Origin of the sequence: Streptomyces paradoxus (assembly GCF_014202475.1) — a bacterium.
Classification (GTDB): Bacteria; Actinomycetota; Actinomycetes; order Streptomycetales; family Streptomycetaceae; genus Streptomyces; species Streptomyces paradoxus.
Genome location: NZ_JACHGV010000001.1, coordinates 185,164 through 210,685 on the forward strand (window position 1 = coordinate 185,164; position 25,522 = coordinate 210,685).

A 25,522-nucleotide genomic window follows, 5' to 3' on the forward strand; every position below is an offset into this window, starting at 1 on the left:
TCCCACCATGAACGCACACATACTCGACTACGCGGCCGTCGGCATCGGCCCCGCGAACATGAGCCTCGCCGCGCTCGCGCATCCCGTCGAAGGGCTGCGCGGCGCCCACCTGGAACGCCGTGAGAGTTTCTCCTGGCACCCCGGACTGTTGCTGCCCGAGGCCACCCTCCAGGTCTCACTGCTCAAGGACCTGGTGACGCTGGTCGATCCGACCAGTCCCTTCTCGTTCCTGTCGTTCCTGGCGAGTGAGGGCCGGCTCTACCGGTTCCTGGCCGCGGACTTCCCGGCCGTCCTGCGCGCCGAGTTCAACCAGTACCTCCAGTGGGTCGCCGGGCGTCTGCCGAGCCTGACGTTCGGGGCGGACGTACACAGCGTGGACTTCCACGACGGGGCCTTCCACCTCCGCACCGGCGAACGCGAAGTGACGGCACGTCATCTCGTGCTCGGCACCGGGCTCACCCCGTCCGTCCCCGAGCCGTTCCGTCCCTTACTCGGCCCCACCGTCTTCCACTCCGGGGAGTTCCTGCTGCGGGCCCCTGAGGTGACCGGACGGCGGATCGTCGTGGTGGGCGGCGGCCAGAGCGGCGCGGAGATCGTGCGCCATCTGGCGGCCGGCGCGGCCCCCGAGAGCATCACCTGGGTCAGCCGGCGCTCGTCGTTCCTGCCGATGGACGACTCGCCGTTCGCCAACGACCTCTACACACCCGACTACGTACGCCGCTTCCATGCGCTGCCCTCCGACCACAAGGCCCGGCTCCTGGAGCGGCAGAAGTACACCAGCGACGGCATCGACCTCCAAGTCCTCCAGGACATCTACCGGTTGAGCTACCGCGACGAGTTCATCGGGAACAACCCGGGCAGGCTGCGCTTCCTGGCGGACTGCGCGGTCACCGCGATCGAGGGTGACCCAGACGAATGGAAGCTCGTCGTCGAGTCCTCGGGCCCGGGCCCCGCACCCGCTGTGCTCGCGGCCGACATCGTGATCCTGAGCACCGGATACGCCTACGCACTGCCGGACTTCATGGCTCCGCTGGACGCGCGGCTGCGGCGGGACAGCGGGATGCTCGTCGTCGGCGACGACTTCTCGGTCGCATGGGACGGGCCTGCGGAGAACCGGATCTACCTCCAGAACGGTGCCCGGCACTCCTGGGGCGTCGCCGATCCCAATCTCAGCCTGCTCGCCTGGCGCAGCGCGGTCATCCTCAACAGCATGCTGGGTGAAACGAGGTATTCGGTATGACCGCTCGTCAGGTCCCGCAGTTCCAGGCCGAGGCGGTCGGCGTCCTGGTCCCCTTCGGTCCGACCGAGGTGGAACCGGACGGAGTGACCGTCGCCGAGGCGGACTTCGCCCGTTCGGTCTTCCCCCGCGTGCCGTTCAAGGCGGCTCGCTTCACCGTGCCGCCGGGCGGGACCAGCTCGCCCGACCAGCACGCGGTCCAGGAGATCTGGGTGGTCCACGCCGGATCCGGCACCCTGGAGGTGGACGGAGAACGGTCGCTCGTCGGGCCCGGTTCCCTGGTGGGCTTCGCCTCGCAGGCCGTCCACGAGATCTTCGCCGACCAGGGCGAGGAACTGGTCATCTACTCCTTCTGGTGGTCGGCGACCGATGAGTGAACGCACCACCGGGACCGGTGAGGCGCCCCACTACGACCTCGCCGTCGTCGGCGCCGGCGCGGTCGGCGCCCTCGCCGCGTACTACGCCGTGCGCCGGGACCCGGGCCGCCGCGTCGCCGTGATCACGCACGCCGGACGGGGGACGGGCGCGACCCGCCTCTCGGCCGGGTTCGACACGCCCACGGGGCACAACCCGGCCCAGCGCGCCCTGGCCGCCCGCAGCACCGCGCTCTTCGGCGAGCTCGCCGCCGGACTCGGCGACGCCGGACGCGCGCCGGTCGACGTCCGCTGGCTGGTGACGCGCGAGAACGCGGCCGCCCTCGACGCGACCATGGCCGACGGCGACCGCACCCGCCCGGTCACCGGGGAGCAGCGGGCCCTGCTCGACCGGACGTTCCCCGGGCTCGCCCACGACGACGACCAAGTCCTGTTGTCCACTGCTCCCATGACGGTCGGTCAACCTCAATGGCTTGCCGACCGGCTCCTCGACGAGGTCCTCGGCCACCCGGACAACACCCTCCTCGAGGGCTTCCGGGTCACCGAAGTACGCCGTACGGGCGGGCGCGTCGAACTGGTCGCCGCCGACGGCACCCGGATCACCGCCGCCAAGGCAATCCTCGCGCCGGGCCCCTGGGTCCTCGACGGCCCGGTGGCGGCGGCGGCCCGCGAGCGCGGGGCCCGGGTCAAGAAGGTGGTGGCTTTCCACATCATGACGCCGCCCCCGCCGGGCGCCCCGGCACTCGTCCTGGAGGACGCCGACGCCTTCCTGCTGCCCCACCACCCCGGCGGCCACTGGATCTTCAGCATCACCTCGCCCGACTGGGACCGCGGCCCCGACGAGCCGCTCGCCATCGACGCCCGCGACCGGGAACTCGCCCGGGCCCTGCTCGCCCGGCACGTACCGGGATTCTTGCCGCACCTGCTCGGCGGCCGGGTCTTCAGCGACTGCTTCACCCCCGGCCATCTGCCGGTCGTGGACACGGTCGGCGGCGACGGCGTGGTCATGGCCATCGGCGGATCCGGCTCCGGTTATCGACTCGCCCCGGCCATGGCCGAGGACGCACTGAACCTGCTCGACGGGAGACCGTGAACATGAGCCTGCTGACCGGGGACACGCACACCCCCCGGCACTACCTCCTGGTGCCGCCCGAGGCCACTCCCAACGGCCCCCTGCACCTCGGCCACATCGGCGGCCCCTTCCTGTGGTCGGACATGATCGCGCGGCATCTGCGGGTCCGGGGCGACCTGCCGTTGGTGATCACCGGCAGCGATGTGTACGAGTCGTACGTGGCGCTCAAGGCGCACGCCGAGGACTCCACGCCCGGCGAGGTCGCCGCCAGCTACGGACAGCGCATCCAGGACGACTTGGCGGCCCTGCGCATCGGCGTCGACGCGTTCATCGTCCCCGATCAGCAGCCCTGGCGAGAGCAGTTCGAGCAGGAGGTCGCCGCCTCGATCGAGCGGCTGACGGCCCGGGGCGCGGTGCTGACGCGCTCCGAGCGCGTGCCCCACTGCCCGGCGTCGGACCGCTGGGTGGTGGGCGGCTGGCTCCGGGGCCGCTGCCCCGAGTGCGGTGCGGGCATCGCCAGTTACTTCTGCGAGGAGTGCAGTGCGCACTTCCTGCCCGAGTCGGTCGTCGAGCCGCGCCCCCTGCTCGACGAGGGGCCGCTGACCTGGCGTGAGATCTCCAGCCTCTTCCTGCGGCTGCCGGACCGCGACCTCCTGGACGCCACGCTCGTGGACCTGGGCGTCGCCGACCGCTACCGGGCGACCGTGGCGCGCTTCCTGGAGCGCGACGGACAGACCGTACGGCTGAGCGCCCCGCAGACGTGGGGACTTCCGCTGCCCGGACCCGAGCCGGACGTGCCGCGCGCCCTCTTCCCGTACGCCGGGATCTTCATGTTCGCCCGCCTCGCCGGCGCCGTCCACGGCCGGCTCTCCGGCACCGGCGTGAACGCCTTCGATCCGGACTCCGGGGTCACCACCATCACCACCCTGGGGGTCGACAACGTGATCCCCACCCTGGTCTCGATCGTCGGCACCAGCTTGCTGCACGGCGACATGAAGCCGTACGACCGGTGCCTGATCAACAACTTCTACCGGCTGGCCGGGCGGAAGTTCTCCACCAGCGCCCGGCACGCCATCTGGGCGGCGGACGTCGCCGCGTCGCCCGCCATCGGCGTGGACACCGTCCGGTACCACCTCGCCGGGGCCGATCTGGAGTCCGGGGCGGCGAGCTTCGAGACGGCGGACTTCCTTCGGACCGCGAACGCCACGCTCGCCGACGGCCTCGGCAAGCGGATCGACGCGGCGTGGAGCCGGCTGCCCGAGGGGCCGCCGCAGGCGCCCGTCCCGGCTGTCGCCGACCTCCTGGAATCCCTGCTCGCCGAGCAGTCCGCGGCGCTCGACGCCGCCCGTGTCTCGACCCGGCGGGCGGTCGCGGCGCTCGACCGCTGGTGCGCCGACGACGCGGTCGCCCACGCGGCCGAGGACGGCGCCTACTGGTGGCTCAAGGGCCTGTCCCTGCTGGCGTTCCCGGTGATGCCGGACCTCGCCGAGCTCGTCTGGCAGCGCCTCGGCGGCACAGGAGAGCCTCGCGCGGCGGCCTTCCTCGCCAGGACCCAGGCCCACCGGGACCGGCCCGCGCCCGGCTTCGGCCGGGTGAGCGCCGCCGATCTGGACGCCTGCCTGCCCGACACCCTGCGACCGGGAGCGGACGCGTGACCGACCGGACCACCCCTCTGTACGTCGTCCTCAACCGCTCCGGCGACGAGTTCGGCGAATACCACCGTTTCCTCGACGGCCACCCCTGCCGGACGGTGTACCTCACCACGCCCGGCGGGCTGCCCGCGCTCGACCAGGACGGGGCGACCGAGGTCCATGTGCGCGACAGCCTCGCCCACGACGACCTGCTGCCCCTCCTGCGGGAGATCGCGGACCGGCACGGCACGCCCGAGGCCGTCTTCGGCCAGTCCGAGTACGACATCCTGACGGCCGCCCGGCTCTCGGCCGCACTCGGCGTCCCCGGCGGCTACGGTCTCGACCTCGTCGAGCGGTTCAAGGACAAGCCCGCCATGAAGAGCGCGGTGGGCGCGGCCGGACTGCGGGTTCCCCGGTTCCTGCGCCTCGACGACGCACCCTCGGCGGAGGCGGTCGTCGACGCCCTCGGCGGTCTGCCCCTGGTCCTCAAGCCGCGCGCCGCGGCGGGCTCCCAGGGAGTCAGGGTCGTTCACAGCGCCGACGAACTGCGCGAGGCGCTGGGGGGCGTCGACCCCGAGGGATACGAGTGCGAGGAGTACGTCGAGGGGGACATCTTCCACGTCGACGGCGTCCGCCGCTCCGGCCGCCTCCACTTCGTCACCGCTTCCCAGTACGTCCACACCTGCCTGGACTACGCACACGGCCGCCCGCTCGGCTCGGTCCTGCTCGACCCGGGCCCCGAGCGCGACCAGCTCACCGCGTTCGCCGACCGCTGTCTGGGGGCGCTCGGGCTGCGCGACGGCGCGTTCCACCTGGAGGCGATCCGGCGTCCGGGGGGCGAGCTGGTGTTCCTGGAGGTCGGGCTGCGGCCGGGCGGCGCGCAGGTGCCGTTCCTGCACGTCGACCTCTACGGCATCGACCTGTTCGCCGAGGCGTTCCGGGCGGCCTTGGGCCTGCCCCCGCTGTGGCAGCCGTCCGAACCGGTCGGGCACCGGGCCGGCGGCTGGCTCATCTACCCCGCTCCGCGCGAGCTGCCCGGACGTGTCGTCGCGCGCACCTCGCCCGGGTCGGCCGTCCCCGAGGTCTACCACGAGGAACTGCCCGCGATCGGCCAGATCATGACGGGGCCCGGCAGTTATGACGAGGGCTGCGGGATCTTCCGGTTCCGGGGGCGGAGCGCCGCCGGGGTGCGCGCCGCCGTGCACACCGCGATGGAGGTGTACGGGCTGCGGACCGAGCGGGCCGAGGGAGCTGAGCCGCATGGCTGAGGCACGCCGGTACGGCGCCGTGCTGCGCGCGTGGTTCCGGGAGACCCTTCCGGCCGCCGGTAACGCGCGCAGACTCGGCGTCCTCACGCTCATCCAGTCCCTGGGGCTCGGGGTGTTCCTCACCTCCAGCGCCGTGTTCTTCACCCGGACCATCGGCATCCCCGCCCAGCGTGTGGGCCTCGCCCTGTCGGTCGCCGGGCTCTGCGGTCTGGTCTGCACCGTGCCCATCGGCCGACTCGCGGACCGGCTCGGCGCGGGCCGGGTACTCACCGTCAACTTCCTGCTCGCGGCCGTCGGCTTCACCGCGTACTGCCTGGTGGACGGCTTCGCCGCGTTCCTCGCGGTCGCCTGTGCCATCGCGGTCCTGGAGACCTCGGCGGGCGCGCTCCAAGCGTCGCTCACCGACGCACTGGTGGGCGAGGCGGAGCGGATCAGGGTGAGCGCGCAGATGCGCAGCCTGTTCAACCTGGGCTTCCTCGGCGGCGCCGCGCTGGCCGGAGCCGCCATCGCGGCCGGGACCTCGACGGCCCTGTACGCCACAGTCCTCGCCAACGCCGCCCTGCAGTTGGTCTCCGTCGCCGTGCTGCTCGGGATGCGGCTGCCCGCGGGCGCCGGGCCCCGGGCCACCGCCGCCGAGGCGCCGGGCGGGGTGCTGCGCAGCGCCGCGCTGCGGGACGTGCGCTATGTGGCGGTCGCGCTGGTGTGTGGCGCTCTGGAGCTGTACCACCCGCTGCTGACGGTCGGTCTGCCGCTGTGGATCGTCACGAGCACCGACGCGCCCGCGCTGCTGGTGTCGGGGCTGCTGATCCTGGACACCGTCCTGGTGCTGCTGTTCCAGGTCGCGGTCAGCAGGGGCGCGCGTACCCCGGCGGGAGCGGCACGCGTGCTGCGCTGGGCGGGGTGGGCGCTGGGGGCGTCCTGCCTGGTCTTCGCGGTGAGCGGGGGGCACGGCGCGCTCCTGGACAGTGCGGCCCTGCTGGGCGGCGCGCTGGTGCTCGTCCTCGGCGAGCTGTACCAGGCGTCGGCGAGCTGGGGCCTGTCCTTCGGGCTCGCCCCGGCGGGCCGGCAGGGGGAGTACCAGGCGGTGTTCTCCCTGGGGCGCGGGCTCCAGCAGTTCGCCGGGCCGTGGCTGATGACCTCCCTGGTCGTCGGTGCGGCGGCGACCGGCTGGCTGGTCCTCGCGGCGCTCTTCATCCTGCTCGGGCTCGCCGCGCCGCCGCTGGTGCGCGGCCTGGAGAAGGCCCGCGCGCGGACGGAGCCGGCGCCGGCCTGAGCGGACCGGCCGGCGTCCGTCCGGACCACATGTGTCACACCCGTCCGACCGATACAAGTTAAGCGAGCACCATGACCGTACAGCGACGACACGACCCGGACGAGCGCGGCTTCGCCAGCGACAACTACGCGGGTGCGCACCCCGAGATTCTTGCGGCGATCGCCGTGGCCAACGGCGGCCATCAGGTCAGCTACGGCGCCGACGTCTACACCGAACGCCTCCAGGAAGTGGTGCGCGGCCACTTCGGCCAATCCGCGCACACGTACCCGGTCTTCAACGGCACCGGCGCGAACGTGGTCGCGCTCCAGACCATGCTCGACCGCTGGGACGCCGTGGTCTGCGCCGAGTCGGCCCACATCAACGTCGACGAGGGCGGGGCGCCCGAGAAGGTCGCCGGGATCAAGCTCCTGACGGTGCCCGCGTGGGACGGCAAGCTCACCCCTGAGCTGATCGACCGTCAGGCATGGGGCTTCGAGGACGAGCACCGGGCCCGGCCCAGGGTCGTCTCGATCGCCCAGTCCACCGAACTCGGCACCTGCTACACGCCGGACGAGATCCGTGCGATCTGCGACCACGCGCACGGCCTCGGCATGCTCGTCTACCTGGACGGCGCCCGGCTCGCCAACGCCGCCGCCACCCTCGGCGTGTCCCTGCGCGAGATGACCACCGACGCCGGCGTGGACGTCCTCTCTCTCGGCGGCACCAAGAACGGGCTGCTCTTCGGCGAGGCGGTGATCGTGCTCAACGAGGACGCGGTGCGCGGCATGGCCCACCTGCGCAAGACGAGCATGCAGCTGGGCTCCAAGATGCGTTTCATGTCGGTGCAGTTCGAGGCGCTGCTCGGCGGTGACCTCTGGCTGCGCTCGGCGGCCCGCTCCAACGCGATGACCCAACGGCTGTACGAGGCGGTGCGCGACCTGCCGGGCCTGGAGATCCCCCGCCCGGTGCAGGCCAACCAGATCTTCGCCGTCCTGCCGCCGGCCGTCACGGAGCGTCTCCAGAAGCGTTTCCGCTTCTACACCTGGGACGAGCAGACCGGCGAGGTCCGCTGGATGACCTCCTTCGACACCACCGAGGGCGACGTGGACGCGTTCGCGGCGGCGATCGCGGAGGAGCTGGCGGCGGAGCGAGGCCAAGGGCCGGCGGGCGCGCTGACCGTGGCCGAGCGCGAGGAACTGGTGCAACTGCGCCGTAGGGTCCGCGAAATGGAAGAGATGATCGAAGCGCTGGGACAAGAGCCTGCCAAGGCTGCCTTCTCCGCGAACCGCAAGACGAAGTAGCAGGCGGCGGAAGCCCGGGAGGTCAGGCGAGCGCCCTGACCCCCGGGCAGGAGAAGGACGAAGAGGTCATCGCCGGACGTGGCGGGCCGCCCCGAGCGTACGCAACGCGCTCCGGACATGTTCGTGAGCATCACCAAGGGAGTCGAGATTAGGTTAGGCTAATCTAAATCGAGCTCTCCCCCGGCCCGGGCCTGCCCGGCCCCGCCGCGAAACGGAGTGACCGCGTGACCGTGACAGCCGCACGAGCAGGGGATCCGTCCGTCCGGGCACTTCCGTGGCCCGAGGAACTGCGCGGCAGCGTGGTCGTCGTGAAGTTCGGCGGCAACGCCATGGTGGACGAGCGTCTGCAACTGACCTTCGCCCAGGACGTCGTGGAGCTCTGGCACGCGGGCCTGCGCCCGGTCGTCGTGCACGGCGGCGGACCGCAGATCAGCGCGATGCTGGACCGGCTCGGCCTGGAGACCCGCTTCGAGGCGGGGCTGCGGGTGACCACGCCCGAGACCATGGACGTGGTGCGCATGGTGCTGACGGGCCGCGTCCAGCGGGAGCTGGTCGGCCACATCAACGCCCACGGCCCGTTCGCGGTGGGTCTGACCGGGGAGGACGCGCACACGATGACGGCCGTGCGGCGCCCGGCCCGGGTCGACGGCCGGGCGGTGGACATCGGTCTCGTCGGGGACGTCGTGGACGTCAATCCGGCCATGGTGCGCGCACTGCTGGAGCAGGACCACATCCCCGTCGTATCCCCCGTGGCCCGCGGCGCGGACGGACAGGTCTACAACGTGAACGCCGATCTCGCGGCGGCGGCCCTCGCCGTCGCTCTCGACGCGGAGCGGCTGGTGATGCTCACCGACGTCGAGGGGCTGTACGCGGACTGGCCGCACAGCACCGAGGTCATCGGGCGCCTGACGGCACGTGCGCTGGACGGACTGCTGCCCGGTCTGACGAGCGGGATGCTGCCCAAGATGGAGGGCTGTCTGCGAGCCGTCCGCGGTGGTGTGCGCAAGGCGCACGTGGTGGACGGACGCGTGCCGCACGCGGTGCTGCGCAGTGTCCTCGCCGCGACCGGCCCGGGAACCACCGTGGTGCCCGACGGGGTCACCAAGTCCTGATCAGGACACGCGCGTTGCGCCGCGGGTCCAGGGATTCCGCCCAGGTCCGCGGCGCACGGTGCGCGGTCGTGGGTGTGAAGCCGTGGCGCAGGAACAGTCCGGCGCCCCCGGTGGTCGCCGTGAACAGGGCGCCGAGCGACCGGGCGCGCGCCGCGACGAGCACCGCGCGTAACAGACCGGCTCCCGCTCCGCTCCCCTGCCGGTGTGCCGCCACGCAGAAGTTGTAGACGACGCCCGCGAGTTCGCCGTCCTCCCCCGCGTCCGCCGGGTACGCACGCAGGCCCACGCAGCCGTCGAGTGTGCCGTCGGGGGCCTCCAGGATCAGAAAGTCGGCCGCGTGGGCGGCGTAGAGGGAGACGGGACGCTCGCGCAGCGCGCCCGAGCGCACGAAGGGCCGGGACAGGGCGGAGAGGGCGGCGGCCTCGTCCGGGCGGGCGGTGCGCAGGGCGGACGACGGTGTGTCAAGGGCGCATGGCAGCGCGGCAGGGCGCGGCGTGGCCGTGGTCAAGGGGTTCCTTCCTCGGTTCCGGACCGGGGATCAGTCGCGCGGGCGGCTCGGGCGGCCGTCCACGTACGTCTCCACCACCTCGATGGCGCCGATGCGCGAGGTGTCGACGCGCCGGGGGTCGTCGCCGAGGACCACCAGGTCGGCGCGTTTGCCGGGGGTGAGGCTGCCCAGGCGGTCGTCCCAGTGGCAGGCGCGGGCGCCGGCGACGGTGTGGGCGTGCAGGGCCTCGTCGACGGTGACGGCCTCGTCCGGGCCGATGAGCTGCCCGGAGGTGGAGGCACGCTCGACCATGAACTGGACGGCGCGCAGGGGCGATCCGTCGGCGACCGGCCGGTCGGAGCTGCCCACCAGGGGAATCCCGTGGTCCAGGAAGGCCCGGCCCCGGTACATCCAGGGTGCCCGTTCCGCGCCCATGATCGAGGCGTAGTCGTCGCCGAAGTAGCGCAGGAAGTTGGGCTGCACGACCGCGCTGAGGCCGAGCCGGGCGAAGCGCGGGAGCTGGTCGGGCCGGATGAGCCCTGCGTGTTCGATGCGGTGGCGTGCCCCGGGACGGGGCCGGATCCGCTGGGCGCGCTCGATCGCGTCCAGGGCGAGGTCGGCCGCGCGGTCGCCGATCGCGTGCACGGCGAGCTGCCAGCCGGCCAGATGGCCGTCCACGATGAGGCCGGTGAGCGCATCCGGGTCGTCCTGCAACTGCCCGGCGTGGTCGAGCCCTTGGTACGGGCTGGTCAGCGCGGCCGTACGGGCCATCATGCCGCCGTCGGTGTAGACCTTCAGCGCGCCGACGGAGAGCCGGTCGTCGCCGAACCCGGTGCGCAGGCCGAGGTCGAGGGCCCTCGGGATGCCGTCGCTCTCGTGCGCGGCGACCGGGCTCAGCCGGTCCGCGGACACCATGAGCTGGACGCGCAGCGGCAGCAGGCCCTTGTCCCGGGCGAGTTGGTAGGCGCCGAGTTCGACGGGGCTGTGGCCGAACAGGGTGCCGCCGATGCCCGCTTCGGCGCAGGCGGTGACACCCTCGGTCAGGCAGGTGCGGGCCGCGCGGCCGATCGCCTCGGCCAGGTCCTCCTGGGCGTGCGGCAGACGCAGGGCGCGGGCGGCACCCATGGCCTGCTCGGCGAGGAAGCCGTTCTCGTGCGGGATGCCGGCCGGGAGCAGGTCCAGGACGGCGGTGTTGACCACGCAGCCGTGCCCGGAGTCGTGCAGCAGGAAGAGCTTGCGTCCGTCGCTGACCCGGTCCAGGTCGGCGGCGGTCAGATGACGGCCCAGGGCCCGCTGGTCGTAACCGGCGATGCTCACCCAGTCGCCGGGTGCGCGGGTGCGGGAGACTGCCTCGGCGACGACCGCGAGCACGTCGTCGACGCGGGTGCGGCCCGAGATGCTCGGGGTGTTCTGCTTGAACCCGGTCCAGGCGAGGTGGACATGGGCGTCGATGAACCCCGGCAGCACCGTGGCGCCCTGCAGGTCGACGACCTCCCGGGCGGGCAGGGAGGTCACGGCCTCGTCGAGGCCCACGATCCGGCCCTGCCAGATGCCCAGGTCATGAGCGACCGGATGGTCCGGATCCATGGTGAGGAAACGGGCGTTGGTCAGCCTGGTGCACAACATCGGCGGTATCAGGCGTCCTGGGACGCGGCGAGGGACCGGGGGCGCAGGTCCGTCCAGTGGGTCTCGACGTACTCCAGGCATGCCTCGCGGGTGTTCTCGGCGAAGGCGATCGTCCATCCCCCGGGCACGTCGGCGAACGACGGCCAGAGGGAGTGCTGGCCCTCGTCGTTCACCAGGACCAGGAAACGGCCGTCGTTGTCGTCGAAGGGGTTGGTGCTCATGCGCTGCGCCTCCTCGGAAGGCCAAGATTAGGTTAGGCTCGCCTAATTGACGGAGCTTAGCCTTTGGTCCTTCCCTCTCACAAGGAGACGTTCATGCACGTGGCCGCCGCCGACCGGGAGGGCGCGTTCGCCGGATTCGGGCTGCCCGGGACGCCGGGCACCGGTGAGTTCTGGGCCGGGGCCGGTGCGCCCGTGGTGATACCCCACGGTGACGGCGGCTGGACGACGCTGTTCCTGTGGCGCGGGTCGTCGCCGGTGACCATCGAGTTCGAGAGCTGGTCGGAACCGGTCGCCCTGCGCCGCTGGAAGGACACGGACTGCTGGTACGCCGAGGTGCGCATGCCCGCGCGGCTGCGCGTGACGTACCGGTTCGTGGCGGGCGACGAGTCCCATGCCGATCCGCTCAACCCGGCCGGGGCGGGCGCCGATCGCTCCATCGTCGCCACGCCGGACGCCCCGGAGCAGCCGCACTGGCCCGTCGTCGGGGCCGATGCGGTGCTGCCCGTGCCCCGTACGCGGATTCGCTGGGCGAGTGAGCGGCTGGGCGGCCGGCGTACCGTGCGGGTTCATCCGGCGGGGGGCGGCGGGCCGGTGGTGCTGCTGCTCGACGGGGACGACTGGCTGTACCTGCATCCGGCGGTGACCGCGTTCGACGCGGCCGTGGCGGCCGGTGAGCTGCCGCCGGTCACGCTGGTCTTTCTGCCTGCCAAGGACCGCCTGGCCGAGTTCACGTGCCGGCCGGAGCTGTGGGAGGCGGTACGGGACGAACTGCTGCCGATGGTGGCGGAGTCGGACGTCACCGCCGACCTGGAGCGGCTGGTGGTCGCCGGGCAGAGCCTCGGAGGGCTGAGTGCGGTGTACGCGGCGCTGGAGTTTCCCGGGTTGGTGTCGCGGGTCGCCTGTCAGTCGGGTTCGTTCTGGTGGACGCCGGATGCCATGCGGCTGGCTGATCCGCTGGGGGGCCCGGTCGGGGGTGCGATCGCCGAGCGGCTGCGGGCGGGTGTTGATCTGTCGGGGCTGCGGGTCGCGTTCGACGTGGGGGAACACGAAACACGCATGCTTCCTCACTGCGGTCTGGTGGAGAGCCTGACCGAGCAGGCGGGTGCGACCGTGCGGGTTTCCCGGTCGGCATCGGGTCACGATCGGGCAGGCTGGCGCCATGCCCTGCTCAGGGACGTCGCATGGGCACTGACGTAGTCGCCTGCGGGCCGGCGGGGGCTGATCGCGCCCACGCGGCGGAGCCGCACAACGACTCAGCCCCGCGCCCCTGAAGGCATGTCCCCCGGCCCCCTTGAAGCCTCAGCGTGCCACTGCCGAGCAGTAGGCCTGGTCTCTTGCCAGCAGGTTGCGGTGGGTGTCCTCGGCCGTGATCGTGCCGTCGTCCAGGACCAGGACCCGGTCCGCGGCGTCGAGGAACGCCGGGCTGCTGGTGATGACGATCGTCGTGCGGCCCCGGCGCAGTTCCGCCACGTTGCGGGCGATGAGCTGTTCGGTGACCGCGTCCACCGCCGTCGTCGGATCGTGCAGGACCAGGACGTCGGTGTCGGCCGCCAGCGCGCGGGCCAGGGACAGGCGTTGGCGCTGGCCTCCGGAGAGGTTGGCGCCCCGGTCCCGGACGCCGTAGTCGAGGCCCTCGCGGTGCAGGGCCACGACATCGGTCAGCATGGAGGCCCCGACGGCGTCGGGGACCGTCCGGCTGGTGCCCGACGGGTCGATGTTCGTGCGGAGGGTGCCCGCGAAGATCTCCCCGTCGTACGGGTTGACCAGCATGTGCTCGCGGACGGCCTCCACCGACAGGTCCGCCAGCGCCCGGCCACCGATGCGCACCGTGCCCTCGTACGCGGCGGGCGGGACGCGCACGGCCAGGACGGCGGCGAGGTCGGCCGCGGCGCGGGGCTGGTAGGGGGCGATGGCGACGAACTCCCCCGCCTTCACCTGGAACTTCAGATCGGTCAGGGTGCCGTGGCGGACGCAGTCGATCTCCAGGTCGCCGCCCGGGGACGGGCGTTCGGAGCCCGGGGTCATCACGGGCGGGGCCGAGAGCACCAGCGCCATCCGCGCGGCCGAGGCACGCGCGATCATCACGTACTTGGGCATCTCCGAGAACAGTTTGAGCGGCTCCATGATGAACTGCGCCAGACCCACGGCCATGACCAGTTCCCCGATGGTGATCCGGCCCTCGAACGCCAGCCAGCCCGCCGTCAGGGTCACGGCGCCGGCGAGGACGGCGTTGAGGGCCAGCGCGGTGCCCGCGTAGGCGCCGTTCACCTTGGCCACGGTGATCGACTGGTGCTTCGCCTCCGTGCTGACCTTCCGGTAGGAACGGAACGCCGCGTGGTTGCCGCCGAAGCCGTGCAGCGGGCGCAGGCCGGTGATCAGGTCGGCGACCTTCGCACCCGCCCGCGCCACCCGGGCCTGCTGCTCCTGGGTGCTGCTGCCGATCCGCCTCGACATCACGCTGAGGATCGACAGGATGGCGACGGTGCCCACGATCACCAGCAGGCCGAGCCGGATGTCGGCCAGTCCCAGCGCGACCGCCGCGACCAGCACCGCGACGAGCGAGCTGATCAGCAGCGGCACCACCTCGATGATGTCGGCGGTCTGGTCCGCGTCCTCGGTGGCGATGGTCAGCACCTCGCCGGACTTGAGGTCGACGTCCCGGGCCACGGGCTGCAGGCCGCAGGCCGCGACCTTCACCCGCCAGCGATGCGCCTCGGTCGTGTTGGCCTTCTGCAGGATCCGCATGCCGAACCGCCACGACAGCGACACCGTCGTGATGATCACGGCCAGCGCGCCGATCGACAGGGCGAGCGCCTGGAGGCTGCGGCCGTCCCGCATCGTGTGCTCGACGATCAGGCCGAGCGCGATGGGGAAGGCCGTCTCACCGGCCTGGTAGAGGCCCATGAGGAGGGTGCCCCAGGCCATGGCGCCGATGTTGCGGCGCAGGGCGGTCCGGAGGATGGCGGTCCCGGGGCGGGGCCGCTGCGTGTCAGTTGTCATCGAGGTGGCGGGCAATCGCTTCCGGGGTTCGCAGGGTGAACAGATCGCGGATGGTGATCACGGGACCGTACTCGCGGCGGAGCAGCCCGACGAGCCGCACCGCCAGCATGGAGTGTCCTCCCAAAGACACGAAGTCGCTCACCGCGCTCACCTCGTCGTCGTCAAGATCCAGTGCCTCGGCGAAGTACTCGCACACCACGGTCTCGGTCTCGGTCTCGGGCCCCCGCTCCCCCGCCGTGGTCAGCGCGCCCAGCGGCTTGGCCTCGGGCAGCGCCTTGGTGTCAGCCTTCCCGTTCACCGTCAGCGGGATGCCGTCGACCTGGGCGTAGTGCGTCGGTCGCAGGAAGTCCGGCAGCGCGGCGCCCACTTCGGCGGCGACCGCGGCCAGGTCGGCCCCGTCCAGCACGAGATAGGCGGCCAGCCGGTAGGCGCCGTCGACCTGGGGGTCGGGCTGGGCGACCGCGGCGGCGAACCGTACCGCCGGGTGCGCGGCGAACGCGGCCTCGACCTCGCCGAGTTCGACCCGGTGGCCACGGATCTTGACCTGCTGGTCGGTGCGGCCCAGGTACATCAGGTTGCCGTCCGGCCGGCGGACCACCAGGTCCCCGGTGCGGTACATGCGCTCGCCGGGCTCGCCGAACGGGCAGGCGACGAAGCGGTGCGCGCTCTGGGCGGGCTGCCCGAGGTAGCCGCGCGCGATGCCGATGCCCGACACGTACAGCTCACCGGGAACGCCGTCCGGCAGGGGCCGCAGCCACGGGTCCAGGACGTACACGTCCGTGTTGTCGATGGCCACGCCCACCACCGGGTCCTCGCACTCGAACGTGCCGACGCCGAGGGTGTTGATGGTGTACTCGGTGGGTCCGTACAGGTTGTAGCCGACCGTGCCCTCGGTGTCGGCGAGCCGCTGCCACAGCGTCGGGGTGACGGCCTCACCGCCGAGCAGCACCAGCGCCGGCCGCCGGTCCGGGTCGTCGAGCAGACCCTCGGCCACCAGTTGCTGCGCGTAGGTCGGCGTCACGTTGATGACGTCGATGCCGTACTCCAGGCAGTACTCGACGAGCCGGGGAGCGTCCCGGCGCAACTCCTCGTCGCAGATGTGCACTTCGTGGCCGTCGGCGAGCCACAGCAGCTCCTCCCACGACATGTCGAACGCGAACGACACGGTGTGCGCGATCCGGAAGACCCGGTGGCCGTGCTCGGCCAGCACCGGTTCGAAGATGCGGCGCTGATGGTTGATCAGCATGTTGGTGAGCCCGGCGTACTCGGTCACCACGCCCTTGGGCCTGCCGGTGGAACCGGAGGTGTAGATCGTGTACGCGGGATGCCGCAGCCGGTCGGGGTCGTCCGGCGCGAACGTCGGATACGGCTCGGCCTCGGGAAGCGGCCGGTCGAGTTCGATCAGCTCGCCGGTCAGCCGGGGCGCCACGCCGCTCACAGTGAGGGTCACGTCCGGCCCGGCGTCCTCGACGATGGCGGCGATCCGCTCGTCCGGGTGGTCCAGTTCCAGCGGCACGTAGGCGGCCCCGACCCGCAGGACGGCGAACAGGGCCACGATCCAGTCGAGGGAGCGCGGGATCGCGAGCCCGACGGTCGTCTCGGGGCCGATGCCGCGCGCGGCGAGCACACCCGCCACGGCCCGGCTGCGGTCCCGGAGTTCGGCGAACGTCATGGTCGAGCCCTGGGCGACGAGCGCCACCCGCTGCGGGTCGCGGTCGGCGGCCTGGTCGAACCGGTCGACGACGGTGTCCGTGCCCACGTCGGTGCGGTCGCCGGGCTCGGGCACCGGACCCAGGCCCCGCAGCGCGCCGACCGGCCCGGTCGCCCGGGCCACGTCCTCCAGCACGCTCAGGTAGTCGTCGAGGAGGCGGCGGGCCTTCCCCGTGTCACCGTCGCGGTACTCCAGCTTCACCGTGAGCCGCTCGCCGGGGGTGACGACCCAGGTGAAGGGGTAGTGCGTGGAGTCGTCGGCCTTGACCGAGGTGATGCCGTGCCGGGCGTTCATCTCGGCGAACGCGTCCATGTCGAGGAAGTTCTGGAGCACGAACAGGTTGTCGAACAGGGTGTCGTGCCCGCTGGCCCGCTGGATCTCGCCGAGCCCGAGGTGCTCGTGCTCCATCGCCTCGACCCGGGCCGCCTGGACGGCCGACAGGTAGGCGCGGACCGTGTCGTCCGGGCGGGCCCTGGTCCACATGGGCACGGTGTTGAGCAGTACGCCGACGATGCCGGACAGTCCCTCGCCGTCGCGGCCCGAGACGGTCACGCCGAACACGGCGTCGCTCCGGCCGGTGTGGGCGCCGAGCAGCAGGCCGAACGCGCCGGTCAGCACCGAGTTCAGGGTGACGCCGTGCACCCGGGCCGCTTCCCGGACGAGCGTGGACTGCTCGGCGGACAGCGTGTGCACGAGGGCCTTGGGCAGGTCGTCCGAGAAGGACGGTGACGGTCCGGCGAGCAGGGTCGGTCCGGGAAGGCCCGCCAGGTGGCCGGCCCAGAAGCGCTCCGACACCGCCGGGTCCTTGGCGGCGAGCGCCCGGGCGTGCTCCTCGAAGCTCGGGGCGGCCGGTGCCGGGTCGAGGGGCTCGCCCGCGAGGACGGCGCGGTAGGCGTCGAAGAGGTCCCGCAGCACGATCTCCCGGGACCAGCCGTCCCACAGGAGCAGGTGGTAGCTGAGCAGGAGGCCGTCACGGTCGCCGGGCAGGTTCACCACGGTCAGCCGGATCAGCGGGGGCTCACCCGGGTCGAAGCCGGTGTCGCGGTCCCGGGCGCGCAGGGCGTCGACCTCCGCGTCCGTCGCCAGGGCGATCGTACGGACGTCGACCTCGCGGCCGGCCTTGAGGAGCTGCACCGGGTTGCCGTCGTCGTCGGTGCCGAAGCCGGCGCCGACGACCGGGTGCCGGGCGATCACGTGGGCCATGGCCGCGGCCAGTGCGCCGGTGTCCAGGCGCCGGTCGAAGGTGAACCAGTTCTGCGCGACGTAGTGTCCGGCCGGACCCGCCAGCTGGGCCTGGAAGTACAGGCCGCGCTGGAGCGGGGTGACCGGTGCGGTGCGCTCGGCCGTCGTCGCCGCGTCCGCGAGGTGCCGGAGCGCGTCGTGCCAGTGCTCGGTGATCTCGTCGGGGACGCCCTCGGCGAGGACGAACTCGGCGAGCAGGCTGCCGGTGGCCTCGTCGGTCCATGCGTTGACCTCGACGGCGTAGGGACTGCCCTGGTCGCCGCCGGTGAGGTGCAGCGCCTGTGACTCGCTGCCCCGGCCGAGGTAGTTGAACAGCACCTGGGGGCGGGCGGTCAGCAGCGGGGCCGTCTGCGGGTTGAGGTACCTGAGCCGGCCGTAGGAGACGTGCCCGTCCTCGTCCGGCTGACGCTCGACGACCTCGCGCGCGGCCGCGACGGGGTCGGTGTGCGGGGTGAGCCGTACCGGCGCGATGGAGGTGAACCAGCCGACCGTACGGGTGTAGTCGTGCTCTTCGCGGACCGGGACCCGGCCGTGGCGCTCCAGGTCGATCGCGAGGTCGGTGGGCGACGGCTGGATCCGGGTCAGCGCGGTGCGCAGGGCGCCGCACAGCAGCTCGGTGAGGCCGACGCCGAGCGCGGCGGGGGCGGTGCGGGTGACGCTGTCGCTCACGTCCGGGGCGAGTACCACCGTCGTCTTGCGCAACGCCCCCGTGACCGGCAGCAGTTCGGGAGCCTGGAGGGTGGTGACCCAGCGGCCGAGGTCGTCGAGGTTCTGGGTCGCCCGGAGCGTCAGCGCATCGGCGTACTCGGCGTACGGGGTGGTCGGCGGGGCGAGGGGCTCGCCGCGCAGGGCTGTGGCGAGGTCGTCGAGCAGGATCAGCCAGGAGACCGCGTCGACGGCGAGGTGGTGGACGGTGACGACGAGGGTGTGACTGGCCTCCAGCCACGCGAACGCGATCAGCTCGCCCGACTCGGGGTCGAGTTGCCCGGCGGCCTCGTCCGCGACGGCCGTCGCGTCGGTGGTGTCCGGGCGTACGACGGTGATGGCGCGGGCGGGTTCGGTGCGGAGGGTCCACACGCCGTGCTCTGTGCGGAGCCTCAGCCGCAGGGCCGGGTGGGCGGCGACCACGGCGTTCGCGGCACGTACGGCGTCGGCGTATCCCGTGCTGTCGGGGGCCTGCAGTGTTCTGGCCTGGGCGAAGCGGGTGAGGCGTCCGCCGAGTTCGCGTTGGCGGAGGATGATCGGGGTGGGAGTGAGGGGGCCGTCCTCGCGGTGGGTGGGGGTCTGAGGGGTCTGGGGTGTGTTGGTGCCCAGGTGTTCGGCCAGTGCGCGGGGGGTCTTGAGCAGGAAGACGTCCCTGGGTGCGATGGGCAGGCCGAGGGTGCGGGCCCTGTTCACGACCGTGATGGCGATGATGCTGTCGCCTCCGGCGCGGAAGAAGTCGGTGTCGGCGGTCACGTCTGAGCCGGGCAGCGTCTGAGTGAAGATCTCGACGAGCGTGGCCAGCGCTGAGTGTTCTTCCGCGGGTGCGTCGTGGCTTGCCGCGCAGTTCCCCGCGCCCCTGAGGGCACGCTCCACCAGCGCCTTTCGATCCAGCTTGCCGTTCACCGTCAGCGGTAGGGCCTCGGTCGTCAGGACCCTGCCCGGGATCATGTGAACGGGCAGCTTCTGCGCCAACCGGCCCTCGAAATCACCCGGCGCGCTGCCCACCACGTGTGCGACCAGGTGGTCGCCGGTGTCCGCCACCGTCACCGCCACGTCGGTCACGCCGTCGAGTTCCCGGATCGCGGACTCCACCTCGCCCAGCTCGATGCGGAATCCCTTGAGTTGCACCTGGTCGTCGGCGCGGCCGGTGAAGACCAGCTCGCCGTCGAGGGTGCGGACGGCGAGGTCGCCCGTGTGGTACATGCGGGATCCGTCGGCCGTGAACGGGTTCGCCACGAAGCGGCCCGCCGTGAGGCCGGGCCTGCCCAGGTAGCCGAGGGACACCTGGTCGCCGGCGACGTAGATGGCGCCCTTCCGGCCCGGCGGCACCGGGCGGAGCCGGTCGTCGAGCAGGTAGGTGACCAGGCCGGGGATCGGGCCGCCGATGGGGCTGACGTCGTCGCCCCGGGCGAAGTCGTCGTCCGTCAGCACCCGGTGCGTGACGTGCACGGTGGTCTCGGTGATGCCGTACATGTTGACCAGCTCGGGGGCGGACGTGCCGTGCCGCTCGACCCACCCGCGCAGCCGCCCGAGGTCCAGTGCCTCGCCGCCGAAGATGATCCGGCGCAGTGCGGGCAGCGGTTCGCCGGCGAGCCGGTCGGCCTCGATGAACTGGTAGAAGGCCGAGGGGGTCTGGTTGAGCACGGTCACGCCCCGCTCCCGGACCAGCCGGTGGAAGTCCACCGGGGAGCGCGTCAGCCCGTAGTCGGGCACCAGCAGCTCACCGCCGTGCACCAGCGCGCCCCACAGCTCCCAGACGGCGAAGTCGAAGGAGAAGGAGTGGAACTGGACCCAGACGTCGTCCGGGCCGAAGTCCATGTCGGGCCGGGTGTTGGCGAGCAGGCTCACCACGCTGGAGTGCGGGACGACGACGCCCTTGGGACGGCCGGTCGATCCGGACGTGTAGATCACATAGGCGGGGGTGTGCCAGCCGGGCTCGGGGGCGGGCTCCGCGGGGGCGGCCGGGGGTTCTTCGCCCTGCAGCAGCACGCGGGCGGGCACACCGGCCCGGGTCAGGAGTTCCGTGCAGCGGTCGCGCTGGTCACGGTCGACGAGGACGACCTGCGGGGCGGCGTCGGCGAGGATGTACTCCAGCCGTTCGTCCGGGTACGCGAGGTCCAGCGGGACGTACGCGCCGCCCGCGCTGACGATCGCGACCAGGGCGACGACCTGCTCCAGGGAGCGCGGGACGGCCACGGCGACCCGCTTGCCCGGGCCGACCCCGGCCGCGCGCAGGGCGGCGGCCAGCTCGTCCTTGCCGGCGGACAGTTCGCCGTAGGTCAGGGAGCGGGTGACGCCGTCGAGGCCGCACTGGGTGACGGCGGTGGCCGCCGGGTCGCGGCGGGCCGCGGTGTCGAACAGGGCGCCCAGGGTGGCCGGGGTGACCGGCGCGGGACGCCGCTCGCTCTCGGGCGTCAGGTCGTCGACCGGGGTGTCCGGGTGGGTGAGCAGGCCGGCCAGGGTCCGGGTGAACGTGCGCAGGATGGCCCTGGCGGTGGTCTCGCCCAGCAGTTCGCCGTCGTAGATGAGGTTGAAGCGCGGGCGGCCGTCCGGCGCGCGCTCGACCACCAGTGTCAGCGGATAGTGGGGTGCGCCCTCGTTGACGAGGTCCGTGATGGTCAGGGTGTCGCCGGGGCGCCGGAGCGAGGCCACGTCGGTGGCCACGTCGAACACCACGAGCGTGTCGAAGAGGGAGCCGGCGCCGGCCTGGCGGCCGATGCGCGCCAGGGAGACGTGCTGGTGCGGCAGGACCGCGCTCTGGTGGTCCCGCACCGAGGTGAGCAGGTCCGCCGCCGTGGTGCCGGAGGCCCAGCGGGCGCGTACCGGGACGGTGTTGATGAACAGGCCCACCATGTCCCCGATGCCGGGCACGTCGGCGTCGCGGCCGGAGACCGTGGAGCCGAACACCACGTCCCGGCCCTGCAGAAGACCGCCCAGGGTGACGGCCCAGGCACTGTGCACGGCGACGCTCAGCGGCACACCGGCCTCGCGGACGGCGGCGTCGATGTCGCCCTCGGGCTCCACGGCGGTGTCGGCGAACCGGTCGGAGGGGGTGTGCCCCTCGGCGACCAGCGAGGGGCCGGGCAGTCCGGCGAGTTCCTCGCGCCAGACGCGGTCGCTCTCGTCGGCGTCGCGTCCGGCGAGCCAGTGGACGTAGTCGGCGAAGCCTCCGGCCGGGTAGACGGTGCACGGGGCGTGGTATTCGGCGAGCAGCGCCCGGAGCATGGGCGGCACGGACCAGCCGTCGGCGATGATGTGGTGCACCGTCTGCACCAGGACGTTCCGTCCGGAGCCGGCGCGGACGAGGGTGTACCGCATGAGGGGGCCGGTGGCCAGATCGAAGCCGGTGCGGCGGTCCCGTTCGGCGAGGTCGCGTATCTCCTCGTCGGTGATGCCGGGGCGGTCCAGGGTGGTGAAGGGGGCCTCGGCGCCGTTCTCCAGGACGGAGACCACGCGGCCGTCGGCCAGGGCCGTGAAGCGCGCGGCCAGGTTCGGGAAGAGGGTGAGCAGCCGGGTGGCCGCCGCCGCGAGCCGGTCGGCGTCCACCTCGCCGTCCAGCGTGAGCAGTTGCTGTTCGACGTAGGCGCCCGCGGAGTCGTCGTCGAAGACCGAGTGGAAGTAGAGGCCTTCCTGGAGCGGGGTCAGCGGCAGGACGTCCCGCAGCGACGGGCCGTCCAGGGCGTCGACGTCGGCCTGGGTGAGGGGTACCAGGGGGAAGTCGCTGGGCGAGTGGCCGCCCTGGTCGAGTGCGGCGAGTCCGGCCAGGGCCGTGCGGAAGTAGTCGCCGAGCGCCGTGATGTCGGCGTCGGTGAACAGGCCGTCGGGCCAGGAGATGGTGGTGACCAGCTCGTACGCGCCGGAGGCGTCGGGTTCGGCGATCGAGTTGAATTCCAGGGCGCGCGGCAGGCGCATCCGGGGGTCGCGCTTCTCGCCCAGCTGGCCGGTGGTGCCGGCGAGTTGCCAGTCGCCGGGGGCGCCGGCGGCGAAGCGGCCGAGGTAGTTGAAGAGCACCTGGGGTGCGGGGGCGTCGAACTCGCTGTGGGCGAGGTAGCGCAGGGCGCCGTAGGAGACGCCGTTGTCCGGTACCCGGGCGAGGTCCTCCTTGACCGCCTTGAGCGCGGCGGCCAGGTACGCGGGGGCGGTGAGGTCGGGCGCCGTGCCGGGGTCCACGGTCACCGGGAACAGGGTGGTGAACCAGCCGACGGTCCGCGACAGTTCCGGCTCGAAGCCGGCCGAGGCCATCACGAACTGCCCCTCGCGGCCGTGGCCTTCGAGTTCGATGTGGGCGAAGGTCTGGTCCTGGCCGAGGTCGCGCCGCCGGCGGGCCAGGGCGACGGCGAGCGCGGTGAGCAGCACGTCGTTGACGCCGGCGTGGAACTTCGCGGGGATCTCGTTCAGCAGCGCGGCCGTGACCTCGGGGCCGACCGAGACGGTCCGCAGGCGTTCGTTCGCGACGGTGTCGGTCTCGGACAGGGCACGCCTGCCGATCAGCTGGTCCTCGCCCGGCAGGGGGCGCCGGTAGCAGGAGCTGTCCGCGTCGAACGCGGCGCGTTCCAGCAGCTGGGTCCAGCGCCGGAAGGACGTACCGACCGGGGGCAGCTCGATAGGCGTGTCCGAGGTGAACTGCCGCCAGGCGGTGGCCAGGTCCTCCATCAGGACGCGCCAGGAGATGCCGTCGACGACCACGTGGTGGGCGACGAGGACGAGTTGGCGTGCCGAAGGGCGCCAGACGGCCCGGAGCATCACGCCGTTCGCGGGGTCCAGTCCGGCGGTGGCGAGGGCGACGCACTCGTCGAGCGGCAGGTCGCTCTGCTGCGGGCCGGGCACGGCCCGGGCCGCCTCGGGGATGTCGAAGCTCCAGCGCTCGCCGCGCACCAGCCGGGCGCGGAGCATGTCGTGCCGGGCGACGAGGGCGGTGAGGATCGCGTCGAGGGCGTCGGCGGTCAGGTCCGCCGGGGTGTTCAGGACGACCGACTGGACGAAGCCGTCGACGGCGTCCGTGGTCTCACCGAGCCACTGCACGATGGGCGAGCCCACCACGGTGCCGGTGGCGACGTCGGCGTGGTCGACGGCGGAGACGTCCTCGCGGCTCGCGACCGCGGCCAGCGCGCCCACGGTGCTGTGGGTGAAGATCTGCCGTGCCGTGACGTGCAGGCCCTGTTCGCGCAGTGCGCTCAGCAGGGAGATCGCCAGGATGCTGTCGCCGCCGAGCTGGAAGAAGTCCTGGTCGACGCCGACCTCTTCGAGGCGCAGCACCTCCGCGACCGCGGTGCACACCGCCCGCTCGTCGTCGGTGGCGGGGCGGGCGAGGGAGCCCGTCTCGATCACGGGCTCGGGCAGGGCGTTGCGGTCGAGCTTGCCGTTGGCGGTGAGCGGGAACTCCTCCAGCACGACGACGTGGGCGGGCACCATGTATTCGACCATGTGCGCCGCGGCCCACGCCTTGACCTCGTCCGCCCGGAGGTCCTCGCTGCCGGCGGCCGGGATGACGTAGCCGACCAGGTAGGTGCCGCCCGCCGCGTTCTTCTTCGCGACGACGCAGGTGTGCCGTACGCGCGGGTGTTCGGCGAGACCGACTTCGACGTCCTCTATCTCCAGCCGCATGCCGCGGATCTTGATCTGGTTGTCGGCGCGGCCGAGGAAGTCCAGCGATCCGTCGGGGGCGAAGCGGGCGAGGTCGCCGGTGCGGTAGAGACGGGAGCCGTCGTTCGCGAAGGGGTTGGCGACGAAGCGGGAGGCGGTCAGGCCGGGCGCGCCGACGTAGCCGCGCCCCAGGAGGAAGCCGCCGACGTAGAGTTCGCCGCCGACGCCGACCGGGACGGGGCGCAGTTCGTCGTCCAGGACGTAGAGCTGGGTGTTGGGGTTGGCCTTGCCGATGGACGTCGACAGGCGTTCCGCGGCGCCCCGGTAGATGACGTGGGAGACGCCGATGGTGGTCTCGGCGGGGCCGTAGCCGTGGTACATGGGGATGTTGCCGAGCTTGGTGCGGAACCGCTCGTACAGCTCGGGGGTGAGTACTTCGCCTCCGCACCACACGTGCCGGAGGCTGTCCAGGCGTCCGGAGTCGCCGGCCATCTCCAGCAGCACGTCGAGCATGGACGAGACCAGGTACGTGAAGGTGACGCGCTGTTCGGCGATGACGCTCAGCAGGTGGTGCGGGTCGCGCTCGCCGCCGGGGCGCAGGACGACGAGCCGGCCGCCGGAGACCAGCGGCAGGAAGATCTCGTTGATGGAGATGTCGAAGGACAGCGGCGCCTTGAACAGTGAGGCGTCGTCGTGGCCGAAGCCGAGGATCTCGTTCACCTGCCACAGCAGGCGCTCGCTGATCGCCTCGTGCCGGATCATCGCGCCCTTGGGGCGTCCGGTGGAGCCGGAGGTGAAGATCACGTAGGCCAGTGCGTCGCCGGGGACGGCGACGCCGGGCCCCTGGGCCGGGTACGAGCCGTACTGCCAGTCGCCGAGGTCGACGGCCACGGCGTCCGGTTCGGCCGGGTCGTGCTCGCCGGAGGCGTTGAGCTGGAGGACGACCCGGGCGTCCTCGATGACGACGGCCCGGCGCGCGGCGGGCCACTGCGGGTCGAGCGGGACGAAGGCGCACCCGGCCTGGAGCACGGCGAGCAGCCCGACGACCATGTCGGCGGAGCGGGCCAGGGAGATGCCCACGAACTGCTCGGCGCCGAGTCCGCGGGCGAGCAGGTGGTGGGCCAACTGGCCCGCCCGTTCGGCCGCTTCACGGTAGGTCAGGGTGCGGTGTTCGTCGACGACGGCCACGGCGTCCGGCCGGGCGAGCGTCTGCTCGTGGAACATCTCCACGATGGTGGGGCGGACCCGGTCGGCCCGGTTGTCGTTCCACTCGGCCAGGGTCCGGAGTCTGGCCGCGACGCTGGAGGGGCCGATGGTGCCGAGCGGCCGGTCCGGGAAGTCGGCCAGGTCGTCCAGCGCGAGCTGCGCGTCCTCGGGTGTGACGCCGTCGGGGACGGTGATGCCCCGGCCGTCGGGGGCGACCTCCCAACCCTCGGGCGCACGGCCGCCGTTGTCGACCCAGCCGAGGACGTCGGCGAAGAGCGTGCCCGGGGTGAGGTCGATGCCCTCGGGGCTGCGGCCGGTCGCCCAGTACGACAGGCCGATGGCACAGGCCTCGGTGATGGTCCCGTCCGGGTAGTCGCCGATCCGCCGGCGCACATCGGCCAGGCGCGTGGGGGAAAGCAGTGCGAGACGAGCGCGCGGTTCCAACATCGAAGACTCAGCGTCCCTTCCAGAATGTGGAGTTAGGCTAACCTAAA

The 25,522-nt window shown here is 72.5% G+C and carries 14 protein-coding genes; 9 read left to right on the forward strand and 5 right to left on the reverse strand.

The genetic code is table 11. From position 1 onward, the window contains the following. Nucleotides 1-7 precede the first annotated feature (7 nt). The 8 genes from HNR57_RS00905 to argB all read left to right on the forward strand — a co-directional run bounded on the left by HNR57_RS00905 (nt 8) and on the right by argB (nt 9,247). Nucleotides 8-1,240: a lysine N(6)-hydroxylase/L-ornithine N(5)-oxygenase family protein gene (locus tag HNR57_RS00905; protein ID WP_184554325.1), complete on the forward strand. Its 1,233-nt coding sequence runs from the start codon at nt 8-10 to the stop codon at nt 1,238-1,240. After that, entirely contained in the window at nt 1,237-1,614 is a 378-nt protein-coding gene (locus HNR57_RS00910; RefSeq protein WP_184554328.1) for a cupin domain-containing protein, read from the forward strand. Before HNR57_RS00905 ends, HNR57_RS00910 begins: the two co-directional genes overlap by 4 nt. Further along, nucleotides 1,607-2,704: an NAD(P)/FAD-dependent oxidoreductase gene (locus HNR57_RS00915; protein ID WP_184554331.1), complete on the forward strand. Its 1,098-nt coding sequence runs from the start codon at nt 1,607-1,609 to the stop codon at nt 2,702-2,704. Before HNR57_RS00910 ends, HNR57_RS00915 begins: the two co-directional genes overlap by 8 nt. Before the next feature lie 2 nt (nt 2,705-2,706). Beyond that, nucleotides 2,707-4,338 carry a class I tRNA ligase family protein gene (locus HNR57_RS00920; protein WP_184554334.1) on the forward strand — a complete coding sequence of 544 codons (1,632 nt, stop codon included), beginning with the start codon at nt 2,707-2,709 and terminating at the stop codon, nt 4,336-4,338. After that, nucleotides 4,335-5,582 (forward strand): ATP-grasp domain-containing protein, encoded by a 1,248-nt coding sequence (locus tag HNR57_RS00925; protein WP_184554337.1) that lies wholly within the window; start codon nt 4,335-4,337, stop codon nt 5,580-5,582. The genes HNR57_RS00920 and HNR57_RS00925 overlap by 4 nt, the downstream gene beginning before the upstream one ends. Next, on the forward strand, nt 5,575-6,855 hold the full coding sequence (locus HNR57_RS00930) for an MFS transporter (RefSeq protein WP_184554340.1): 1,281 nt from the start codon (nt 5,575-5,577) through the stop codon (nt 6,853-6,855). Before HNR57_RS00925 ends, HNR57_RS00930 begins: the two co-directional genes overlap by 8 nt. Nucleotides 6,856-6,926: 71 nt before the next feature. After that, nucleotides 6,927-8,135, forward strand: a complete 1,209-nt coding sequence (locus HNR57_RS00935) for a threonine aldolase family protein (RefSeq protein WP_184554343.1) — start codon at nt 6,927-6,929, stop codon at nt 8,133-8,135. 230 nt (nt 8,136-8,365) lie between these two features. Beyond that, complete coding sequence (gene argB, locus HNR57_RS00940) at nt 8,366-9,247, forward strand: acetylglutamate kinase (protein WP_184556445.1); 882 nt, start codon at nt 8,366-8,368, stop codon at nt 9,245-9,247. On the opposite strand, the gene HNR57_RS00945 is transcribed toward argB, so the two are convergent. From HNR57_RS00945 to HNR57_RS00955, 3 genes are read right to left on the reverse strand one after another with little or no spacing between them, the layout of a single operon-like run. Next, on the reverse strand, nt 9,234-9,755 hold the full coding sequence (locus HNR57_RS00945) for a GNAT family N-acetyltransferase (protein WP_376772129.1): 522 nt from the start codon (nt 9,753-9,755) through the stop codon (nt 9,234-9,236). The genes argB and HNR57_RS00945 overlap by 14 nt on opposite strands. Before the next feature lie 30 nt (nt 9,756-9,785). Continuing rightward, the gene (locus HNR57_RS00950) at nt 9,786-11,360 is read right to left on the reverse strand and encodes an amidohydrolase (protein ID WP_184554346.1); all 1,575 of its coding nucleotides are present in this window, start codon (nt 11,358-11,360) and stop codon (nt 9,786-9,788) included. A gap of 8 nt (nt 11,361-11,368) precedes the next feature. After that, complete coding sequence (locus HNR57_RS00955) at nt 11,369-11,581, reverse strand: MbtH family protein (RefSeq protein ID WP_184554348.1); 213 nt, start codon at nt 11,579-11,581, stop codon at nt 11,369-11,371. A 93-nt stretch (nt 11,582-11,674) separates the two neighbouring features. Between HNR57_RS00955 and HNR57_RS00960 the strand changes: the two genes are divergently transcribed. Further along, the gene (locus tag HNR57_RS00960; RefSeq protein ID WP_184554353.1) at nt 11,675-12,778 is read left to right on the forward strand and encodes an alpha/beta hydrolase-fold protein; all 1,104 of its coding nucleotides are present in this window, start codon (nt 11,675-11,677) and stop codon (nt 12,776-12,778) included. 102 nt (nt 12,779-12,880) lie between these two features. On the opposite strand, the gene HNR57_RS00965 is transcribed toward HNR57_RS00960, so the two are convergent. Further along, nucleotides 12,881-14,581: an ABC transporter ATP-binding protein gene (locus HNR57_RS00965; RefSeq protein ID WP_184554356.1), complete on the reverse strand. Its 1,701-nt coding sequence runs from the start codon at nt 14,579-14,581 to the stop codon at nt 12,881-12,883. Continuing rightward, nucleotides 14,571-25,475, reverse strand: coding sequence for a non-ribosomal peptide synthetase (locus HNR57_RS00970; RefSeq protein WP_184554358.1), 10,905 nt, complete (start codon nt 25,473-25,475; stop codon nt 14,571-14,573). The genes HNR57_RS00965 and HNR57_RS00970 overlap by 11 nt, the downstream gene beginning before the upstream one ends. Between the last annotated feature and the right edge of the window lie 47 nt (nt 25,476-25,522).

Excerpts from the sequence above, each read along its gene's own strand:
- HNR57_RS00905 (WP_184554325.1), top strand. The coding sequence starts at position 8 with ATGAACGCACACATACTCGACTACGCGGCCGTCGGCATCGGCCCCGCG.
- HNR57_RS00910 (WP_184554328.1), top strand. The coding sequence starts at position 1,237 with ATGACCGCTCGTCAGGTCCCGCAGTTCCAGGCCGAGGCGGTCGGCGTC.
- HNR57_RS00915 (WP_184554331.1), top strand. The coding sequence starts at position 1,607 with ATGAGTGAACGCACCACCGGGACCGGTGAGGCGCCCCACTACGACCTC.
- HNR57_RS00920 (WP_184554334.1), top strand. The coding sequence starts at position 2,707 with ATGAGCCTGCTGACCGGGGACACGCACACCCCCCGGCACTACCTCCTG.
- HNR57_RS00930 (WP_184554340.1), top strand. The coding sequence starts at position 5,575 with ATGGCTGAGGCACGCCGGTACGGCGCCGTGCTGCGCGCGTGGTTCCGG.
- HNR57_RS00935 (WP_184554343.1), top strand. The coding sequence starts at position 6,927 with ATGACCGTACAGCGACGACACGACCCGGACGAGCGCGGCTTCGCCAGC.
- HNR57_RS00950 (WP_184554346.1), bottom strand. The coding sequence starts at position 11,360 with ATGTTGTGCACCAGGCTGACCAACGCCCGTTTCCTCACCATGGATCCG.
- HNR57_RS00955 (WP_184554348.1), bottom strand. The coding sequence starts at position 11,581 with ATGAGCACCAACCCCTTCGACGACAACGACGGCCGTTTCCTGGTCCTG.
- HNR57_RS00960 (WP_184554353.1), top strand. The coding sequence starts at position 11,675 with ATGCACGTGGCCGCCGCCGACCGGGAGGGCGCGTTCGCCGGATTCGGG.
- HNR57_RS00965 (WP_184554356.1), bottom strand. The coding sequence starts at position 14,581 with ATGACAACTGACACGCAGCGGCCCCGCCCCGGGACCGCCATCCTCCGG.
- HNR57_RS00970 (WP_184554358.1), bottom strand. The coding sequence starts at position 25,475 with ATGTTGGAACCGCGCGCTCGTCTCGCACTGCTTTCCCCCACGCGCCTG.